This is a genomic window from Sphingobacterium lactis (genome assembly GCF_011046555.1).
Taxonomy (GTDB): Bacteria; Bacteroidota; Bacteroidia; order Sphingobacteriales; family Sphingobacteriaceae; genus Sphingobacterium; species Sphingobacterium lactis.
In genome coordinates this window covers 3,496,022-3,514,065 of sequence record NZ_CP049246.1, presented here as the reverse complement: position 1 = coordinate 3,514,065, position 18,044 = coordinate 3,496,022, and the positions used below count along the sequence as shown (strand labels likewise).

The 18,044-nt window shown below is 46.7% G+C and carries 19 protein-coding genes and 1 riboswitch; of the genes, 6 read left to right on the top strand and 13 right to left on the bottom strand.

Going from position 1 to position 18,044, the window contains the following annotated elements; translation table 11 throughout:
- Positions 1-620 precede the first annotated feature (620 nt).
- Positions 621-1,127, bottom strand: a complete 507-nt coding sequence (locus tag G6N79_RS15380; RefSeq protein WP_103906086.1) for a DUF6702 family protein — start codon at positions 1,125-1,127, stop codon at positions 621-623.
- Positions 1,128-1,234: 107 nt separating this feature from the next.
- Here G6N79_RS15380 and G6N79_RS15375 point away from each other — a divergent pair, with 107 nt between their 5' ends.
- Together G6N79_RS15375 and G6N79_RS15370 are read left to right on the top strand one after the other, a co-directional pair.
- The gene (locus tag G6N79_RS15375; protein WP_234993186.1) at positions 1,235-1,813 is read left to right on the top strand and encodes a HupE/UreJ family protein; all 579 of its coding nucleotides are present in this window, start codon (positions 1,235-1,237) and stop codon (positions 1,811-1,813) included.
- Complete coding sequence (locus tag G6N79_RS15370) at positions 1,810-4,164, top strand: M1 family metallopeptidase (protein WP_103906085.1); 2,355 nt, start codon at positions 1,810-1,812, stop codon at positions 4,162-4,164. The genes G6N79_RS15375 and G6N79_RS15370 overlap by 4 nt, the downstream gene beginning before the upstream one ends.
- 41 nt (positions 4,165-4,205) lie before the next feature.
- On the opposite strand, the gene G6N79_RS15365 is transcribed toward G6N79_RS15370, so the two are convergent.
- The 10 genes from G6N79_RS15365 to G6N79_RS15320 all read right to left on the bottom strand — a co-directional run bounded on the left by G6N79_RS15365 (position 4,206) and on the right by G6N79_RS15320 (position 12,023).
- Positions 4,206-4,760, bottom strand: a complete 555-nt coding sequence (locus G6N79_RS15365; protein ID WP_160003708.1) for a GNAT family N-acetyltransferase — start codon at positions 4,758-4,760, stop codon at positions 4,206-4,208.
- A gap of 92 nt (positions 4,761-4,852) precedes the next feature.
- Positions 4,853-5,506 (bottom strand): TetR/AcrR family transcriptional regulator, encoded by a 654-nt coding sequence (locus tag G6N79_RS15360; protein WP_103906083.1) that lies wholly within the window; start codon positions 5,504-5,506, stop codon positions 4,853-4,855.
- Between the two features lie 85 nt (positions 5,507-5,591).
- Positions 5,592-6,281 (bottom strand): HesA/MoeB/ThiF family protein, encoded by a 690-nt coding sequence (locus tag G6N79_RS15355; protein ID WP_200818779.1) that lies wholly within the window; start codon positions 6,279-6,281, stop codon positions 5,592-5,594.
- A gap of 13 nt (positions 6,282-6,294) precedes the next feature.
- Positions 6,295-7,419 (bottom strand): 2-iminoacetate synthase ThiH, encoded by a 1,125-nt coding sequence (thiH, locus tag G6N79_RS15350; protein ID WP_103906081.1) that lies wholly within the window; start codon positions 7,417-7,419, stop codon positions 6,295-6,297.
- Positions 7,409-8,194 (bottom strand): thiazole synthase, encoded by a 786-nt coding sequence (locus G6N79_RS15345; protein WP_103906080.1) that lies wholly within the window; start codon positions 8,192-8,194, stop codon positions 7,409-7,411. Before G6N79_RS15345 ends, thiH begins: the two co-directional genes overlap by 11 nt.
- Positions 8,166-8,807, bottom strand: coding sequence for a thiamine phosphate synthase (locus tag G6N79_RS15340; RefSeq protein WP_103906079.1), 642 nt, complete (start codon positions 8,805-8,807; stop codon positions 8,166-8,168). The genes G6N79_RS15345 and G6N79_RS15340 overlap by 29 nt, the downstream gene beginning before the upstream one ends.
- A complete protein-coding gene (locus tag G6N79_RS15335; RefSeq protein ID WP_103906078.1) occupies positions 8,791-9,396 on the bottom strand; it encodes a thiamine phosphate synthase in 606 nt (201 codons plus the stop codon). Before G6N79_RS15335 ends, G6N79_RS15340 begins: the two co-directional genes overlap by 17 nt.
- Positions 9,393-11,207 carry a phosphomethylpyrimidine synthase ThiC gene (gene thiC / locus G6N79_RS15330; RefSeq protein WP_103906077.1) on the bottom strand — a complete coding sequence of 605 codons (1,815 nt, stop codon included), beginning with the start codon at positions 11,205-11,207 and terminating at the stop codon, positions 9,393-9,395. Before thiC ends, G6N79_RS15335 begins: the two co-directional genes overlap by 4 nt.
- 13 nt (positions 11,208-11,220) lie before the next feature.
- Complete coding sequence (thiS, locus tag G6N79_RS17780; protein WP_103906076.1) at positions 11,221-11,427, bottom strand: sulfur carrier protein ThiS; 207 nt, start codon at positions 11,425-11,427, stop codon at positions 11,221-11,223.
- Between the two features lie 62 nt (positions 11,428-11,489).
- Positions 11,490-11,589, bottom strand: a riboswitch (TPP riboswitch).
- A gap of 95 nt (positions 11,590-11,684) precedes the next feature.
- Complete coding sequence (locus G6N79_RS15320) at positions 11,685-12,023, bottom strand: winged helix-turn-helix transcriptional regulator (protein ID WP_103906075.1); 339 nt, start codon at positions 12,021-12,023, stop codon at positions 11,685-11,687.
- A 115-nt stretch (positions 12,024-12,138) separates the two neighbouring features.
- Between G6N79_RS15320 and G6N79_RS15315 the strand changes: the two genes are divergently transcribed.
- Positions 12,139-13,122, top strand: coding sequence for an MBL fold metallo-hydrolase (locus tag G6N79_RS15315; RefSeq protein ID WP_103906074.1), 984 nt, complete (start codon positions 12,139-12,141; stop codon positions 13,120-13,122).
- Between the two features lie 45 nt (positions 13,123-13,167).
- On the opposite strand, the gene G6N79_RS15310 is transcribed toward G6N79_RS15315, so the two are convergent.
- Positions 13,168-13,956 (bottom strand): hypothetical protein, encoded by a 789-nt coding sequence (locus tag G6N79_RS15310; protein WP_103906073.1) that lies wholly within the window; start codon positions 13,954-13,956, stop codon positions 13,168-13,170.
- 266 nt (positions 13,957-14,222) lie between these two features.
- On the opposite strand from G6N79_RS15310, the gene G6N79_RS15305 reads away from it, so the two are divergent.
- Entirely contained in the window at positions 14,223-15,086 is an 864-nt protein-coding gene (locus G6N79_RS15305; RefSeq protein WP_103906185.1) for an EamA family transporter, read from the top strand.
- Positions 15,087-15,155: 69 nt separating this feature from the next.
- Positions 15,156-15,404 carry a DUF7218 family protein gene (locus G6N79_RS15300; protein WP_103906072.1) on the top strand — a complete coding sequence of 83 codons (249 nt, stop codon included), beginning with the start codon at positions 15,156-15,158 and terminating at the stop codon, positions 15,402-15,404.
- Positions 15,405-15,420: 16 nt separating this feature from the next.
- Here G6N79_RS15300 and G6N79_RS15295 read toward each other — a convergent pair whose 3' ends face one another.
- The gene (locus G6N79_RS15295; protein WP_103906071.1) at positions 15,421-16,152 is read right to left on the bottom strand and encodes a DUF6882 domain-containing protein; all 732 of its coding nucleotides are present in this window, start codon (positions 16,150-16,152) and stop codon (positions 15,421-15,423) included.
- Positions 16,153-16,347: 195 nt separating this feature from the next.
- Between G6N79_RS15295 and G6N79_RS15290 the strand changes: the two genes are divergently transcribed.
- Complete coding sequence (locus G6N79_RS15290) at positions 16,348-18,042, top strand: tetratricopeptide repeat-containing sensor histidine kinase (RefSeq protein WP_103906070.1); 1,695 nt, start codon at positions 16,348-16,350, stop codon at positions 18,040-18,042.
- Positions 18,043-18,044 lie beyond the last annotated feature (2 nt).

Here is an 18,044-nt window from a genome sequence, read left to right as displayed (position 1 = left end):
GCGTGTAATGAACTGTGTTTATGGACTATGTAACTGTATTGCAGTGAGTTATGTCGTTTTGGTGGGTACTGAGCAATTTGGCAGATAAACGTTTATTCTATAGGTTACCTGGCTTTGATTGCCCTAAACGATTGATAATCATAAATAATAGACTTCATCTTGATTTTTCAATGGCTGCATGGGCCGGCAATCATTAATTCTCAGATAGATTTGGAAATTGGCTTAATTTTTGTTATATTACTCGCATAACAAATAAAGAAAGGTATTTAATGATTAAAAAAGAAAGAACAAAAAAAGTAAAACTGATGCAAAACCCATATTCTTACTATGTAACCAATTGGGGATTTGTAGGACCAAACCAAACCACACAAACAGATAGAAGCGTTAACAAGAAAAGTTAACCCTTCTACTCCAAAAAAAATCAAGTAAAATTTAGATGTGCTTTTTTAACAAAAAAGCATTTTGTGTTTCTGGGCATTTCCATTTCCCGAAACAAAAGAAAAATCTTCCCAATACCACTCCAGCATTTTCAGGGTAAAAAACAGTAAATAGTAGGACATTTGTTGGCCGTATAGGCTATTATGAGCTTTTTGGGCAAAGGAAATCTTTTAGTGCAGGAGCTAGAAAACAAATTCAGCTGATCGCTTCGGATTGTCTAGTTTGGTGCTCTTTCGTTTTTTGTTCACCGTAACGTGTAGAATGTTCGCTTGCGTTTTGAAATCCTGGTACAGCAACTGGTTGATAACCTTCAATTCCTTGATGTTTTCCTCCTGCGGCGCCTTGAAATAGCACCATGCTACATCATTGTCGATCTCGTATCCTAAAAACGTCAAGTCCTTTGGCTTTCCGTTGGCCGTAATCCTGAAGTTCTGTTTAATGTAGGTAGCAATAGCTCGGTTGGTTGCTTCACGATCTTTTGGTTTGATGACATCCACACCCACCTTCAATTGATTTTTGATTGCCTTCTCCAGATCATCCTGAAAAATTCGGCAGGAAACTTCGATCTGTTTCTTTTCTACGGTATAATCAATGGACGTAATGCTCACATAAAAGGGGTGTGCCCATGCGGCTATGGAGAGCAGGAGTCCCAAAACGGTTAAACAGAATGCAGTTTTTCGGATGTTCATCTGATGGATATTGCAACAATTATGTGCTAAAATATCTAATTTTTACAAAAACGCATCGCAATGTTAAAATAATATTAATTTTGTTAGGAGTTTATTACATAACCTAAATGATGAGCGATTTTTCGATCTACTTTCAGCTCGGGTGGCAGCATATTCTAGATTTGAATGGCTATGACCATATTTTATTTGTTTTGGTTTTATGCTGTAGTTATACCTTAAAAGATTGGAAACGGATTTTGTGGCTGGTAACGGCGTTTACCGTTGGTCATTCCATCACCTTGGCATTGGCAGCATTCCAGATTGTCCGTGTGGATATGTCCTGGGTGGAGTTCCTGATTCCGGTGACCATCCTGGCAACGGCGCTTTACAACCTGCCCAAGCGGCGGAAGCAACGTAATGCAGCCGTATTGTATGGCATGACCCTGTTTTTCGGCCTGATCCACGGACTGGGTTTCTCCAATTACCTGCAATCGCTTTTGGGGCAGGAAGCCTCCATTGTTTTACCTTTACTTTCCTTTAATCTCGGACTGGAGTTTGGCCAACTCATCATTGTCTTTTTCTTGATCCTGCTCTCCGAACTGATGCTCAAAATATTCTCCGTTTCCAACCGGGATTGGAGCTTCTTTTTGTCATCCGCTGTGATTGGGATTTCCTTTATTATGGCTTTAGAACGTATACCTTTATGAAAAAATATAGTCACCTGATCAAATCCTTTGGTACCGGCCTGTTGATGGCAACGGTAGCCATTACCCATGCGCAGAACAATCCAGGTTCCAACCACGGTAATAAATTTGAACAACTGGGGAGTTTGCTCTCGGATCCCAATATTTTCCGTACCGCCTCCGGCGCGCCTGGATCCATGTATTGGCAACAGAAGGCCGATTATGTCATTGATGTTGAAATCGATGAGGTCAACCAGGTGTTGAAGGGATCGGAAACCATTACCTATACCAACAATTCTCCGGACCCACTGCAGTACCTCTGGGTGCAACTGGATGAAAATGAGCATGCCGACAATGCCGAAAGCAAGAAATTTGACCAGAGTAAGCTCCGCGAGAAGATGTCCCTGGAACAGTTGAAAGCGATGGTGCCGGAAAAGAAAGGTTATGGCGTCAATATCCATAAGGTTACTGATGGCAGTGGGAAAGCATTGGATTATACCATCAATTATACGATGATGCGCATCGATCTACCGGTCTCGTTGAAGCCGGGAGCAAAGATGACTTTAAAGATTGACTGGGATTACAAGATAACGGATCGCATGGTGGAGAATGGCCGTGGTGGCTATGAGCACTTTGCAAAGGATGATAATTATCTTTACACCATTACCCAATGGTTCCCGCGTATGGCCGTGTACTCCGATTTCCAGGGGTGGCAGAATAAGCAGTTCACCGGAAGGGGAGAGTTTGCTTTGGTATTCGGCGATTATAAAGTGAATATTACGGTCCCTGCCGACCACATTGTCGGAGCGACCGGTGAATGCCAGAATTATGGGCAGGTACTGAATGCAACGCAGTTATCGCGATGGAAACAGGCCCAAACCGCTAAAGAACCAATAGAAATCGTGACCTTGGACGATGCCAAGAAGGCCATGGGGCAGAAGTCTTCGGCCAAGAAAACGTGGGTGTATAGCGCCAAGAATGTACGTGATTTTGCATTTGTCAGCTCCCGCAGATTGGTTTGGGATGCCATGAAGGTCAATGAAGGCATCGAGGGGAATCAACCCATGGCGATGTCCTATTACGGTCCGGAAGCCTATCCGCTCTATCGTCGATATTCCACCAAGGTGGTCGCTCATACGTTGAAAACCTATTCCAAGTTCTCGATTCCCTATCCCTATCCAGTGGCAATCTCCGTGGAGGCCGCAAATGGCATGGAATACCCGATGATCTGTTTCAATTACGGACGTGCAGATGAAGATGGAACCTATTCGGAAGCTGTGAAATATGGGATGATCGGTGTGATCATTCATGAAGTAGGGCATAATTTCTTCCCAATGATCGTGAACTCCGATGAGCGGCAATGGACGTGGATGGATGAGGGACTCAATACCTTCCTGCAATTCCTGACGGAACAGGAATGGGACAAGGACTTCCCTTCGCGAAGAGGCCCAGCACACCGGATCGTTGATTATATGCAATTGCCCAAAGATCAACTGGAACCGATCATGACCAACTCGGAGAATATCGTGCAGTTCGGACCTAATGCATACGCCAAACCGGCCACCGCATTGAATATCCTGCGGGAAACCATAATGGGAAGGGAGCTCTTCGATTATGCATTCAAGGAATATGCACGGCGATGGGAATTCAAGCACCCGACACCTGCGGATTTCTTCCGAACCATGGAGGATGCCTCGGCCGTGGATCTGGATTGGTTCTGGCGCGGTTGGTTCTTCGGAACGGACCCGGTGGAAATCTCTCTGGAGCATGTAACGCAATACCGCATGAGTGGATCTGACCCGAAGAAAACGCAGGCTGAACGCAAGGCCGCTTTTGATAAAGACCTGAACACGATCACGCGTCAGCGAAACCTGGAGGAGAATATGGCTTTCCTCGTGGATAAAGATACCTCCTTGCTGGATTTCTACAATAAATGGGATCGTTTTGCGGTTCGGCCTGCCGATGAAGCAAGCTACCAGCAATTCTATAATGGGCTTTCGGAAAAAGAAAAGGATATTTTTAATGGCAAAACATCCTTCTATGAACTGAATTTTAAGAACAATGGCGGATTGGTGATGCCATTGATTATTCAATGGACCTTTACGGATGGCAGCACGGAAATCGATCGAATTCCGGCCTATATCTGGCGAATGGATGAGCATGAAGTAACCAAAGTCTTCGCGAAGACCAAGCAGGTCGCCTCCATTCAGTTGGATCCGTTCCGGGAAACTGCCGATATTGATGAGGGCAATAACTCCTGGCCACGGTCAGCACAGCCATCCCGATTTGAGATCTTTCAGAACAATGGCCGTGCAGCACGAGGGCAATCGACGGAAGGTAACCCCATGAAAGCAGCCAAACAACAGCAGCGATAAAAGAAATATAACATAAAAAAGTGGAGCCATGCTCCACTTTTTTATGTTGTTCCCTGTTGATCGGATCGCAAGAGGCTGAAGACGATAAGGTCCCTGAATTGCAGGTTGCCGGCCCATTCGCCGTTTCGTTTGATACCTTCCTGTTTGAAGCCCAGCCGGTTGGGGATGGCAATGCTCTTCTCATTGCCTACAGCACAGCAAATCTGGATACGCTCCAATTTTACTTCGGAAAATAATGCCTGGATTAGGGCATGGACCGATTTTGTCATAAATCCCTTTCCTTGGTGCTCTTCGGATAGCCAATAGCCAATCTCGGTATTTCGGTTGAGGTAGTCAATTTCCTTTGTACCGATCAAACCGATCATTTTGTCCTTATAACAGATCTTATACACATAATCGCGCTTCATTTCGCGGTGCTTGATGGCGATTTCAATGAAACCCTTGCTGTCGTCAAGTTTATTGGTGAATTGAACAAATGGCAGCCACTCGCCAAGATACTTCCTTTGGCTATCAATAATCTTGTACATCTTGATGGCATCACTTGCCACGACAGCCTTTAGGGAGAGATCTTTGTCAATGGGGATTTTTCTGTTCATCAGTATGGAATTGGCCGCAAAGCGCATAATTATCCTTGAAAATAAGGAAAATTTCGGGATAATTAAGGGATAATTCGGCAATCTTATGCCCCTTATCCAATTTCTGCTTTCAATAGGCGTTTCAGTGCCTGGAAAATCCGTTCCCGATCCTCCTCCTTATGCAGGTCCAGACCACAGAACGTACTGCCATTGGAATTGGCGTGCAACGCCAGGTAATAAAGCCCAGCAGTTTGTAGTGCCAATAAGGCGCGGATATCGCTGTCACTATTGGTGATGTTCTTCTCGAGCTTCTGGATCAATTGTTCGCCAACAACTTCGCGTTCATCGGCCAACCTCCGCAACGATTCCGAATGTTGGGACAGTTCCCATTGCAAAATGCGCTGTAGGGTAGCATCCGACATGACCGAGTTGAACTGGCCGATCAGGAGCGATTCCATTTCCTCTTGTGAGATGTGGTCCTGGGCAAGGAGTTTGTCGATGGAAGTTTTAGCTTTTGTTTTCCAATAGTCCCTTTTGCTGATGAAGAGGTCCACCAGGTTATCCAGATTGCCAAAATAGGTGTAGATCAGTTTTCTATCTACCTTGGCCTCCAGTGCAATATTGGCAATGGTCAATCCCGGATATCCTTTTTTCTTCAGGACTTTCCCCACCGCATTTACGATGCGGTTCATGGTACGTTCCTTTTCGCGAAGGGGACCGGAAGTAACCTTTCTCGTTTTCGGACTTGCAGATTTTCCTTCCTTCATTTTTCAACTAGTAGATTACAAATATACGGAATTCCTAATCTACGGCGAATGCCTTCGCTCGGGGGGCAAGCGATTGTTAAGGAAACTAATAGCCTACGGTCGTAAAAGTCCAGTCCTGCAAGTTTATCAAGGTCAATTGGTTTATTTTTACCTCCATACCGATGCATATCTTCAGCGCCATCATCGCCATGAGGCTACCGACCACACCGGGTAAGGGGCCCAATACGCCATATTGATCGCAGGTCTGGATATCCTCCGGATGGGGAGGCTCGGGAAAAAGATCCCGTAAATGCTTGCTGCCTTTCAGATTGAATACAGCCACTTGGCCCTCAAAAGCGAAGATGCTGCCGTAAACCAATGGGATACCTGCTTGCACAGCAAAATCATTGACCAAATAGCGGGTTTCAAAATTATCGGAGCCGTCGATGATCAGATCATACCCTGCAGCAATTTCAGGAATGGTTTCGGCATCCAGGCGCACTGTGTAAGGAATGACCTTGATTGAGGAATTTAGGTTTTCGACGAAAACCTTAGCATTGTTGGCTTTGTTCTTTCCGATACCTTGCTCCGAGTGGATCACTTGCCTGTTCAGGTTATGCAGCTCCAGATCGTCAAAATCGACGATACCCAATGTGCCGACACCTGCAGCAGCCAGATATTGAATAATGGGTGATCCCAATCCGCCTGCACCAACGATCAAAATTTTTGCGGCAGCAATGTTCTTTTGACCTAATATGGAAACTTCCTCCATGAAAATCTGTCGGCTGTAGCGCAAAAATTTAGTATCCCTATGCATCTGCTCCTCCTGCATAACAAACGTCCCAATCCTTCATCACCGGGTCATAACCGTGTTTCCTGATCAAGTCCCTGATCTCATCCATGCTTCGCTCATCCGCGATTTCGAACTGCTCCAACGACTGCGGATCGACGACATAGCCTCCCGGATTGGTCTTGGATGCGGCGCTCATGGTCGTGACGCCCAATGGGATGATATGGTTACGGAAGTGTTCACGCTCGCGGGTGGAGATGGAAATCTCCAGATCGGGGTTCCATAGCCGGTAAGCGCAGATCAGTTGCAAGAGGTGGCTGTCCTCCATTATGAAATTGGGCTCAACGGTTCCTTCTGCGGGTCGAAGGCGTGGAAAGGAAACGCTGTATTTGGTCTGCCAATAGGTTCGTTGGAGATAGTCCAGGTGGAGGGCATTGAAAAAACTATCGATTCGCCAATCCTCCAGACCCAACAATACACCGAGGCCTATTTTATGGATGCCTGCAGCGCCTATCCGGTCGGGTGTATTGATACGGAAGGCAAAGTTGGATTTCTTCCCTTTCGGGTGATACTTTTTATACACTTCTTCATGGTAGGTTTCCTGATAAACCAGAACCGTGTGGACCCCTGCAAGATGCAATTCCCTGTAATCCTCCTGAGATAGGGGTTGGACTTCGAGGGATATATTGGCGAAGTGGGGTTTCAGGAGCGCTATGGCATGTAGGAAATAGGGCATATCGACAATCTTATTGGCTTCACCCGATACCAAAAGTACATGGTTGATACCCATAGCCTTGAGGGCTAGCGCTTCCATAATGATCTCGCTATCGTTCAACGTCTTCCTTTTGATCTTGTTGTCCATGGAAAATCCGCAGTAGGTGCAGATATTCTGGCATTCATTGCTGAGATACATCGGCGCATACAGCTGAATGGTCTTTCCAAAACGCTGCTGGGTAATAGTCTTGGCGCGTTGAGCCATTTCTTCCAAGAATGGTGCGGCTACAGGGGAAATCAGGGTTAAAAAGTCCAGTGTATCGAGCTTCGTTTTGGCTAACGTGCGTTCGACATCGTGAACGGTTCGGTTGTACACGAGCTTGTGCACCTGCTCCCAGCTATAGGTGTTCAGGATTTCGTTAATAGTCATCGTTTTCGATTAGAAAGCTTGTTAAAGGGGATGATGCAATAGCTTGACTTGTTTTGGCCGCAAGCCCTGATTCATAAGCCATGCGGCCTGCAATAACGGCCATTTTGAAGGCTTCTGCCATCAGAACGGGTTGCTCCGCGGTGGCGATTGCTGTATTTACGAGGACAGCATCGGCACCCAATTCCATAGCTTTCGCGGCATCGGAAGGTGCGCCGATTCCCGCATCGACAACAACCGGAACCCGACTTTGCTCGATGATCATTTCCAGGAAATCAATTGTACGGATACCTTTGTTGCTACCTATGGGAGCACCCAACGGCATTACGACGGCAGTCCCGGCATCCTCCAATCGTTTGCAGAGTACGGGGTCTGCATGGATATAGGGCATGACCACAAAGCCGAGTTTTGCCAGCTCTTCGGTGGCACGCAGGGTTTCGATGGGGTCGGGCATCAGGTACCGCGGATCCGGATGGATCTCCAGTTTGACGAAATTCGTTTCCAATGCTTCCTGCGCCAGTAGTGCTGCCAATACAGCTTCCTTGGCATTTCGGGCACCCGATGTGTTGGGCAAGAGCTGCACGCCCGGAATCTGTAGATGCTGCAGTAACTCGTCCCCCGTATTGTTGGGATCAATGCGTTTCAGCGCCGTGGTGACCAATTCGGTGCCCGATGCGGTAATGGCCTCCGCCATCAAGGGCAGATTGCCAAATTTACCGGTGCCCAGAAATAAACGCGATTGAAAGGTTTTATTGTTGATGTTCAGTAATGTGTTCATAATATGATTTTATAATGGATATTTCCTCTGGGTGCTGTTGCAGCAGACCGGAGATCGCGATACCATGTACGCCAATCTCGATCAGTGCCGGTACGTCCCGGGTCTGGATGCCACCGATCGCAATAATCGGCGGACAGGGGGTCGCATGGGTATTGAGGTGGTCCAAAATCTGCATATAACCGCTGATGCCCAGAATCGGGCTCAACTGCTGTTTCGACGTGGTAAATCGGAAAGGTCCCAGGCCGATGTAATCGACGCCTTCATCTATCCGTTGCTGTACATCCGTTAGGGTATTCGCTGTTCCGCCAATGATCTTAGTGTCCAACAAGGCTTTGGCAGCTGAAATCGGTGCGTCCTGCAGTCCTAGATGTAAACCGTCGGCACCGATAGCATTTGCTACTTTCAGGTGATCGTTGAGGATGCAAGCTGCACCATAGGCTTGGCAGCGTTCCTTGGCGGTTATGGCCAATGCCATCAGGTCTTCCTCCGGAGCGCCTTTCCAACGAACCTGCACCCAGTCGATTCCTAGATCCAGAGCCATTTGTATATGCTGCAGCTGTTCATGGAACGTTTCGCCACTCGATATATACTGTATTCTACTGATTGTTTTCATTTCGTAATTCCTTCAATTTTTTAGCGCATTCGCGGTAATACCCCACTGGATCCGTCTCATTCCAGAGCGACCCAAGGAGCGCAACGCCATTGACGCCATTTTTCACGACCTCTTCCATATTATCCTTATGCATGCCCCCAAGTGCGATCAGCTGTACAGCGTTATTGGTCCGCAACTGGAATTCCTGGAGCAGGGTGGAATCAATGCCGTACCCGGGTTTGGAGATGCTGGCGTAGAAAGGGCTCAGAAAAGCATAGCTCCAAATGGGGGTCAGGTCGTTGAAATCCTGGAAGCTATGGGTCGAGGTGGATAGCGCATAGCTGTCAAACTCGACATGCCGATTGGCCTTGCGGTCCTGTTCATTCAAATGGATATGCTGGAGCCCAAATTCCTGGGCATATTCCTGATGGGATTGCAGCACCAATCGGGAATGGAAGTTGCTGTCAATTTCCTGGATATAGGTTTCCAGGTACCGGGCGGTTTGGCCATGCTTTCGGATGTGTAACTTCTGCAGGCCCTCCTCAAAAAGGAGGTTCACCCAGCGTGTTTCATTGAATTGCTGATGGGGTAGGGTGATGCTCACGATCATAGGTAAATCTCTTTTCCGTTTTCAATAAATTCCTTGGATTTCTCCAGCATGCCAGCCTCGGTGGCTTCCCGGATTTCCTGCGTAATTTTCATGGAGCAGAACTTCGGTCCGCACATGGAGCAGAAATGGGCAACCTTTGCGGCGTCGGCAGGTAGGGTTTCATCATGGTACTCTCGCGCCGTGTCGGGATCCAGGGAAAGGTTGAACTGATCTTCCCAGCGGAATTCGAAGCGCGCCTTGCTCAGGGCATTATCGCGGTACTGCGCACCGGGATGTCCCTTGGCCAGATCGGCGGCATGGGCAGCCAATTTATAGGTGATGACGCCATCTTTCACGTCTTTTTTGTTGGGTAGCCCCAGGTGTTCCTTTGGTGTCACGTAGCATAACATCGCACAACCGTACCATCCGATCATGGCCGCACCGATGGCGGAGGTGATGTGATCATATCCAGGTGCGATATCGGTGGTCAATGGGCCCAAGGTATAGAATGGTGCCTCATCACAGGCTGCCAGTTGTTTGTCCATGTTTTCCTTGATCATGTGCATGGGCACATGTCCGGGTCCTTCGATCATGACCTGCACATCGTGCTTCCAGGCAATTTTGGTCAGTTCACCCAGCGTTTCCAATTCTGCAAACTGGGCGGCATCATTGGCGTCCGCAATCGAACCCGGGCGTAGCCCATCCCCCAAGGAAAACGCTACGTCGTACTGCTTCATGATCTTGCAGATATCCTCGAAATGGGTGTACAGAAAGTTTTCCTTATGGTGATAAAGACACCATTTGGCCATAATCGATCCGCCGCGAGATACAATGCCCGTCACTCGTTTTGCCGTCAGATGGATAAAGCGCAACAGGACGCCGGCGTGGATGGTGAAATAGGAAACACCCTGCTCAGCCTGCTCAATCAGGGTATCCTTGAAGATTTCCCAAGTCAGATCCTCCGGCACACCTTTCACTTTCTCCAATGCTTGATAGATAGGTACTGTCCCTATGGGTACGGGTGAATTGCGGATGATCCATTCGCGAGTTTCGTGGATGTTCTTGCCGGTGGACAGGTCCATAATCGTATCAGCACCCCATCGGCAGGCCCATACAGCTTTCTCCACCTCTTCTTCGATGCTGGAGCTTACGGCGCTGTTGCCGATATTGGCGTTGATTTTCACCAAAAAGTTCCGCCCGATGATCATGGGTTCACTTTCGGGATGGTTGATGTTATTGGGAATGATGGCACGACCGGCCGCTATTTCCTGACGGACAAATTCCGGCGTGATATGTGTTTTCGGTGTATTTGCGCCAAAGCTTTCGCCCGGATGCTGTTGGGCCATTCCCGGCGTTGCCTGTTGCAATTGCTCGATCCGCTGATTCTCGCGGATGGCAATGTATTCCATTTCTGCCGTGATGATCCCTTGCTTCGCATAGTGCAATTGCGTTACATTTTGGCCTTCCTTAGCTTTTTTCGCTTTATGGTTGTAGGCAAAGCGTAGTTCATCCAATCGGCTGTCGGCCAAACGTTGTTGCCCATAAACCGAGCTAATCTGTGCCAGCGTATCCACATCGCCGCGGTCCATGATCCACTGCTCACGGATGCGTGGCAAACCTTTGCGAATATCGATCGATGCCTGTTCGTCGGTGTATGGACCTGAGGTATCGTAAATGCTGATGGGTGGATTCACTTCCAGCTCCCCATTGCTGAGTTTGGTCGGGCTGAGGGTAATTTCGCGCATGGCCACCTGGATGGGGTGAAGCGAACCTGGAATGTATATTTTCCGGGAGTTGGGAAATCCTGCTGAAGTAATGGCTTGATCTTTCATGTCTTTTGTGCTTTTATCCGCCTTGGGTTGCGGTAATGATTAGTATTGAGTCCGATTCCTGTAACGGGCAATTCGCCCAATTCGCCTTTTGGATAACCTGGCCATTAACGGCCACAGCGATTCCTTTGCTATGCGGCTTTAATTCGATAGCAAGAAGCTCCTCCAGATTTTGTGGAGCAGGCTTGTAAATTTTTGATTGATGATTGACGATTAGTAGCATTCCTGTAAATCCATTGATGAATAAAACTTTAGGAATGACTACAGTGGTACAGGACGCACCCATGAAGACATTTTACTTTTCCCTCCGCTAGTATGACCTAGATCAGGTTGTAAGGGTAAAATCTCAGCCTGCTACCTCGTGCAGACACCCCTAAAGTATCGGCAAGATAGGGAATACAAACCAGCAAAAGAAATAATTTTAAGAAATGAAACAATTCCTGGTATCAGGGAAAGGGTTGCATATCCGGCTTTAAACCCCTAACAGCCTATTTCTGCTATATTTTCTTTCTGCATCTGTTTGGTACCCCAAGCATTGAGGTATGTAATAAAGGGGATCAGTTCCTTGCCCGTTTCGCTCAAGGAATACTCAACTTTTGGTGGAACGACCTGATGGACCTTTCGGACAATCAATTGATCGGCTTCCAGTTCGCGTAAGGTCTGGGTCAACATTTTGGTGGTGATATCCTTGATGGTTTTATTCAGCTCACCATACCGGAGCGTTTCCCGTTCGTGGAGATACCATAAAATACGACCCTTGTACTTACCGCCAATCCGTCGAAAGGCGAAGTCCACTGCACAAATTGCCTTTTCTTCCATTTTTATTTATTTGTAAGGTGTTGAAAATCAGTAATGCATACTTTTTCGTCCCTAAGGTACAAAAAAGTACATACTTGACAAAAGGACTATTGGTGCCTAGCTTTGAAATAAAAACATGAACAGAAGAACGGTATTAAAAGCGTTGGGTATCATGGGCATTGGCCTACACGGTTTAAGTCAGGTTGCTTCCGCAAAGGGGCAGGAAGTGGTTAACGGATTCCCGTCACTTCCGATTCAAATCGGAAAAGTTAAAGGGTATATCCTGACTGATGGATACTTTGCTGCAGAAGGGTTGCAGCCCATCCTTGCCCCGGGAATTGCCCCTAAATTATTGTCGGAAGAGATGCGTAAGTACCATTTTAACGAACAAAATATGGAAGGTCCCATCAATGTCCTATTGTTGGAGATCGATAACCGAGTCATCCTATTTGATACCGGTGCTGGTCATTACTTTGGCGAAACTGCCGGCAAATTATTGGGAAATTTGGCAGGTATTGGGATTGCGGCTTCGGACGTGACGGACATCATTATTTCGCATGCACATATCGATCATATTGGAGGGGTATTGAATGCGCAGGGATTGCCCAATTTTCCGAATGCCACGTATCATATTGCAGCACGGGAGTTTGATTTTTGGTTCGATGATAAGCCAGATTTTTCCAATTCCAAAGGTGATAAGGTGGGCAAGGAGAATATTGATTTCGCACGGGCCGTGCTTGGAAAGATCGAGGATCGTTTGCAGCGCATTTCCTATGGGGAGCCCCTATTTAAGAATATAGTGCCTGAACTGGCCGCTGGCCATACCGGAGGGCATACGGTATTTACCATTGGGTCAGCAGGTCGCACCTTGCATTTTACTACGGATCTATTCCATAGTCCGGTGCTGATTTCACAACCTGCATGGGGCACGGCGTGGGATAGTGACTTTGATGCGGCGGTGGAATCACGACAAGAAATATTAAGGAAGCGTGCGACAGACCGACAAGCCATCATGGGCTGCCATTTGCCGTGGCCGGGGATTGGATTTATCGATCAGGAAGCCGAAGCCTACACGTGGAAACCCTTTAACGTTATGCGTCCAGTCCGCTTGAAACTCTAAGCATAGCCGCATAACTACCGCTTATCTGGGGCTATCTGCTGCCGCTTATGGCTTTGGTCCCGTCACGATGGTCAGGCTATCGGTCGGAAGTTTGGTCAGCACAGGATTCTTGATGAAATCAGCGTAGCTATTCTTTACATAAACATGGAGGTCATACGTATTCCAGTTTTTGGTCTCGGAAAGTGAGGGTCGATAGCGTACGATGAAATTTTCCAATTCTTCGTCATCAAGATCGATGATGCCTTGGATACTGTTCTTGTTAAAGATTTGATCGACCTCTATGTTCTCAAGTTCCTGTTGGATGAACTTGTTGGTGCGCCGAGCGTTTATGCCAGCCTTGCTGAACAGCTCATAGAAAAATGTGACGTAAGGTCCGCCAAATGGATTGAGAAGATAGAGGGGAGGCTTGCCATCGAAGTAGATTCCATCCCGAACTGCCCGATCTTTCTTGAGCTTTTCCAAGCTTTGGATCTTGGCTGCTTTGGTGTTTCCGACAATAACAATTTCTTCCAAGACCAAGTCCTTCTTATATAACAGAATCAGCGAAGGCATTGCTCCGGCGACAATCTTTCGCTCCTTCCAATGGGGATGCTGGAAAGCGATACTGTCTGTTGGCTTTGCCGCGATGGAAAAAGTGCCGTCGAATTGGGAGGAGCTTGACGAGTTCGTGTGGAGATTGGTAATCTTTATATCCCGCAGGTAGAGGCTACTGTCGGCTGAAGTAATCCGACCGGTGTACACTTGGGCTTCAACGTTTGAAGCTACCATGAGGGCCATAACCATCAATATTTTCTTATTCACCCGATTGCTGGAATTCATCTTAACTGAAGACATGCTTACAGAATTTATAGTGGCTTACAATTGAATCTAATTTAAATAAACTTTTCCATGATGCATGTTTTTGTAACATAAATTAACAATAAGTTGATAGTGGAAAAACGTTAATCGTGGTCAGGCCAGGTAATCATGTAGAAAGTATAGATTCGTTCAAGGCATATCTGAAAGAATTTTACCGATAACGCAAAAGTACCGTGCGGATATCCTTTTAAAAATGTATTTTAGTCTGCTCCTTCGGAAGTCGGATGTTGCTGCTAATTTTTATGAAAAACTATACCAAAATCGCTGTTACGGCAGCCATTCTTTCCATGGTCTGTGTGCAGGGTGGGGCATCGATTGCCAAACAGCTGTTTCCAGCAATCGGTCCCATTGCGACCAGTGCACTTCGGATCGGGCTTTCAGCAATCCTGTTGTACTTCATCAATCGTCCCAACCTTCGTGGATTGAACCGGCAACAATGGTTTTATTGTGGCGCCTATGGTCTTGGTATTGCAGCGATGAACTTGATCTTCTACATGGCCATTCAGCGTATCCCCCTTGGATTGGGCGTAACGATTGAGTTTATCGGTCCCTTGTTCCTTGCTTTCGCGCTTTCACGAAAATTATTGGATGTGGTCTGGGCATTGTTGGCCTGTTTGGGTATTCTGCTGATTGTGCCATGGCAGAGTGGGAGTTTGGATCCGCTTGGATTGTTTCTGGCCTTTTTGGCGGGTACGTTCTGGGCGGTGTATATCGTCATGGGCAGTCGGGTATCCAAGGTGATGGAGGGCCGACATGCGGTATCCGTAGGTATGATCATTGCCACGATCGCTATTCTGCCCTTTGCCATCTGGGATGGTGCGCTATTCGACGTTACCCCTTCGCTGTTCGGAATGGGGCTATTGGTGGCCATACTTTCTTCTGCATTGCCCTTTTCCCTGGATATGGTGGCACTCAAGCATTTGCCGGCCAAAACTTTCAGTATATTGACAAGTTTACAGCCCGCATTCGGCGCACTCTCTGGATTGCTATTCCTAAAGGAATACCTGACATGGACCCAATGGGCTTCCGTTGCCTGCGTCGTGCTGGCCAGTATTGGGACCACCGTGTTCTCCAAAAAAGAAGATCAAAAAGAGGGTGCGACCTAATCGATATTTTAACCAACGAATTGAAAGCTGTGGTGTTCTTTAATTAGTATGAACCAACACTAAACGATCATGCCAAGAACAAAAACACCACAGATCAAGAAACCCGATACGTATGAAGCCTTACGGGATAAGGGTGAAAGCAAGGAAAAAGCCGCACGCATTGCCAATGCACAAGCGGCAGGTACTGTCGATCACAGATCCAACAAGCTAGATGAACGCAGCAAGGATGACCTGCTCAGTGAAGCCAAGGAAATCGGTATCAAAGGGCGTCACAAGATGACGAAGTCCGAATTGATCAAAGAAATCCGCAATCACTAAACGTTGGCAAGTCAGCCTAGCTCTTCAGCGTTAACAATCGACCATGTTTATCGAAGGTGGCAAGACATTTCTCTTTGCCTTTGCTACCGATAACCTTGGTCTTTTGTTCATCCAGGATATACCCTTTATCCATCAGATAACACCTCAATGCCTGTCGATGATCGACATTGAAATTTGCGGCGATCTGCGGAAATGTTGTGAAGATGCGATCTGTGGAATCTTTCCTGTGATTCCTGAGCGCTTCGTTCTTGACCGTAAACAGGCCCACACCTTGCCCATAATCACCCATAAAATAAGCGTCTGCCCCAAACATACCGACCGCAATCATCCCAAAATTGTGCAATTCATCGATTTGAACAGGATAGGTAGACTGTTGAAATCTACGGATTTCATGCTGTTCGCCAAATGAACGTATGGCCAACGCATCCACCAATAGTGGTTGCGGGATAATCACCTGCTCTGCCGCCCATGCCCAAAGCCATGAATTGTTAAAATACGCAAATCGTCCTATAACCTGGATGTTTGCCAGAAGCCTGTCTCCGAAGGCTATCGTACCGGCTTCCAGATCGATATCCCAACCACACTGCCCTATGTAATCGCCAAAATCAATTTGCTTTTCAAAGGATAACCCGATGTGCCGCTCCAATAGCTCTAGCTCCGATTTTGGTTCTTTCCATGCAGCGGGTGGAAAGTCTGGTCTGGTTTTTTTAAATAGTGGTTTGTTCAAAAAATTATCTAACCATCCCATTAATAATTATTTAAGTTAATAATAATACTAAATATAAGTAAAATTTTCTATTTTTTAAAGAAAAACTTATTTAATATTAAATAATTTACTATCACTTTGTTTCAGAAGATTGAAATTTTACTCGTGCTCTTTCCTTCATCATAATTTGGATTGGGCGGTGTTATTATTTAATTTTAACCCATAACTCTAACTTTTTTGAAACCATTATTAATTTTTGCAGTATTACTGTTTCTTACGGGCTGCAAGCAGCAATCAACTGCGGAGAAGGACCCGCCGATCGAAAATCCTTATGAAATTAAAGCCATCTCTTTTTTGAACAAAAATGAGATGGACAGCTCTTTTATGGCCTTTGATCAAGCCCGGTTGTGGTATCTGGAGCGACAGGATACGTCCGGTGTCGTGAATTGTCTAATCAACATGGCCATTACACAGTACGAGCAATCCGATATTTTCGGAGCTTCAGAAACAGCAACCCAAGCGCTATCCTTTCTTGGTGAAGTTGAAGAAAGTGAACATGCCACGGCAGGGACGATCTATAACCTTCTGGGAAATGTCTCGGATGATATGAGCGATTCGGATAAGGCTATAGCCTATTATAAGAAGGCCATTGCCTATACCCAGGATGAGAATAATCTACGGGTTTATAATAACAATTTAGCCCTGAGTTTTCAAGCCAACGGACAGTATGAGGAGGCCTTAGCCATGTTTTCGGATATATTGCCGAAAATGGTCGATAATCCCAAGGAGTATGCCCGAACTCTGAATAACTATGCACGGGCGAAAGCACGTTTGGACAGCACGTATGATCCCATTACAGACTATCGGAAAGCGATGGAAATTCGAAGGTCGAAGCAGGATGCCATAGGCTTGAATTCTTCCTATGCGACGCTTTCAAAATATTATACGCGTATGGGCGATCTGGATTCGGCTAAATATTATGGCAGCCTGCATTATCAGATTGCCCAGCAGAATAAGAATCCGAAAGAACAGGTGCGCAGCCTCAATCAATTGCTAGGGTTAAATGGTGGTCAGGATCTTGGGCCACTATTTGTTCGCTATAATACCTTGAGAGACAGTTTGGATAGCGTCCGGACTATGGCGAGCAATCAATTCGCGCTGATACGGTATGAAGTCGAAAAGAATAAGGCGGAGAACCTCCAGCTGCAGAGTGAAAATGCCCGCAAAAATTACCGATTGAACCTGTTGGTTGTGGTGATACTTGCCCTGTTGGTCTTGGCGGTAATGATCGGACTCTATGCAAGGAACTGGTATCGCCGTCGGGAGTTACGATTGGAAATGGAGAAGGTGAATGCCATCCAGGAAAGCAAGTTGAAAACCTCCCGGAAAGTACATGATGTCGTAGCCAATGGCATCTATCGCGTCATGGCGGAGATTGAAAACAGGGATCGCATTGATCAGGAGCAGATCCTGGATAGATTGGAGGTGCTTTACGACAAATCGCGTGATATTTCCTATGAAGTGGAGGATGAAATGTTGGAAGAAATGGGCTTTAGCCAGGAAGTTTCAGCACTGCTGCAATCCTTTGACCATGAAGATCGCCACATCATGATCGTCGGCAATGATCGGGAACTATGGAGCAACCTGGGAAAAGAAGGGAAGGAGCAGGTACTGGCTATTCTGCAGGAGCTGATGGTGAACATGGATAAACACAGCCAGGCTGCGGACGTGGTGCTACGTTTTGAACCTGCAGAACGTGGTATACGCATTGTCTATCAGGACAATGGAGTCGGCATGCCATCCGATCAGAAATTTGGTAATGGTCTGCAAAGTACGGGAAACCGTATAAAAAGTTTGCATGGGACCATTAACTTTGATTCCATGCCAGCAGGAGGGTTGAAAATAGACATCAACCTACCACGGGCAAAATAGGA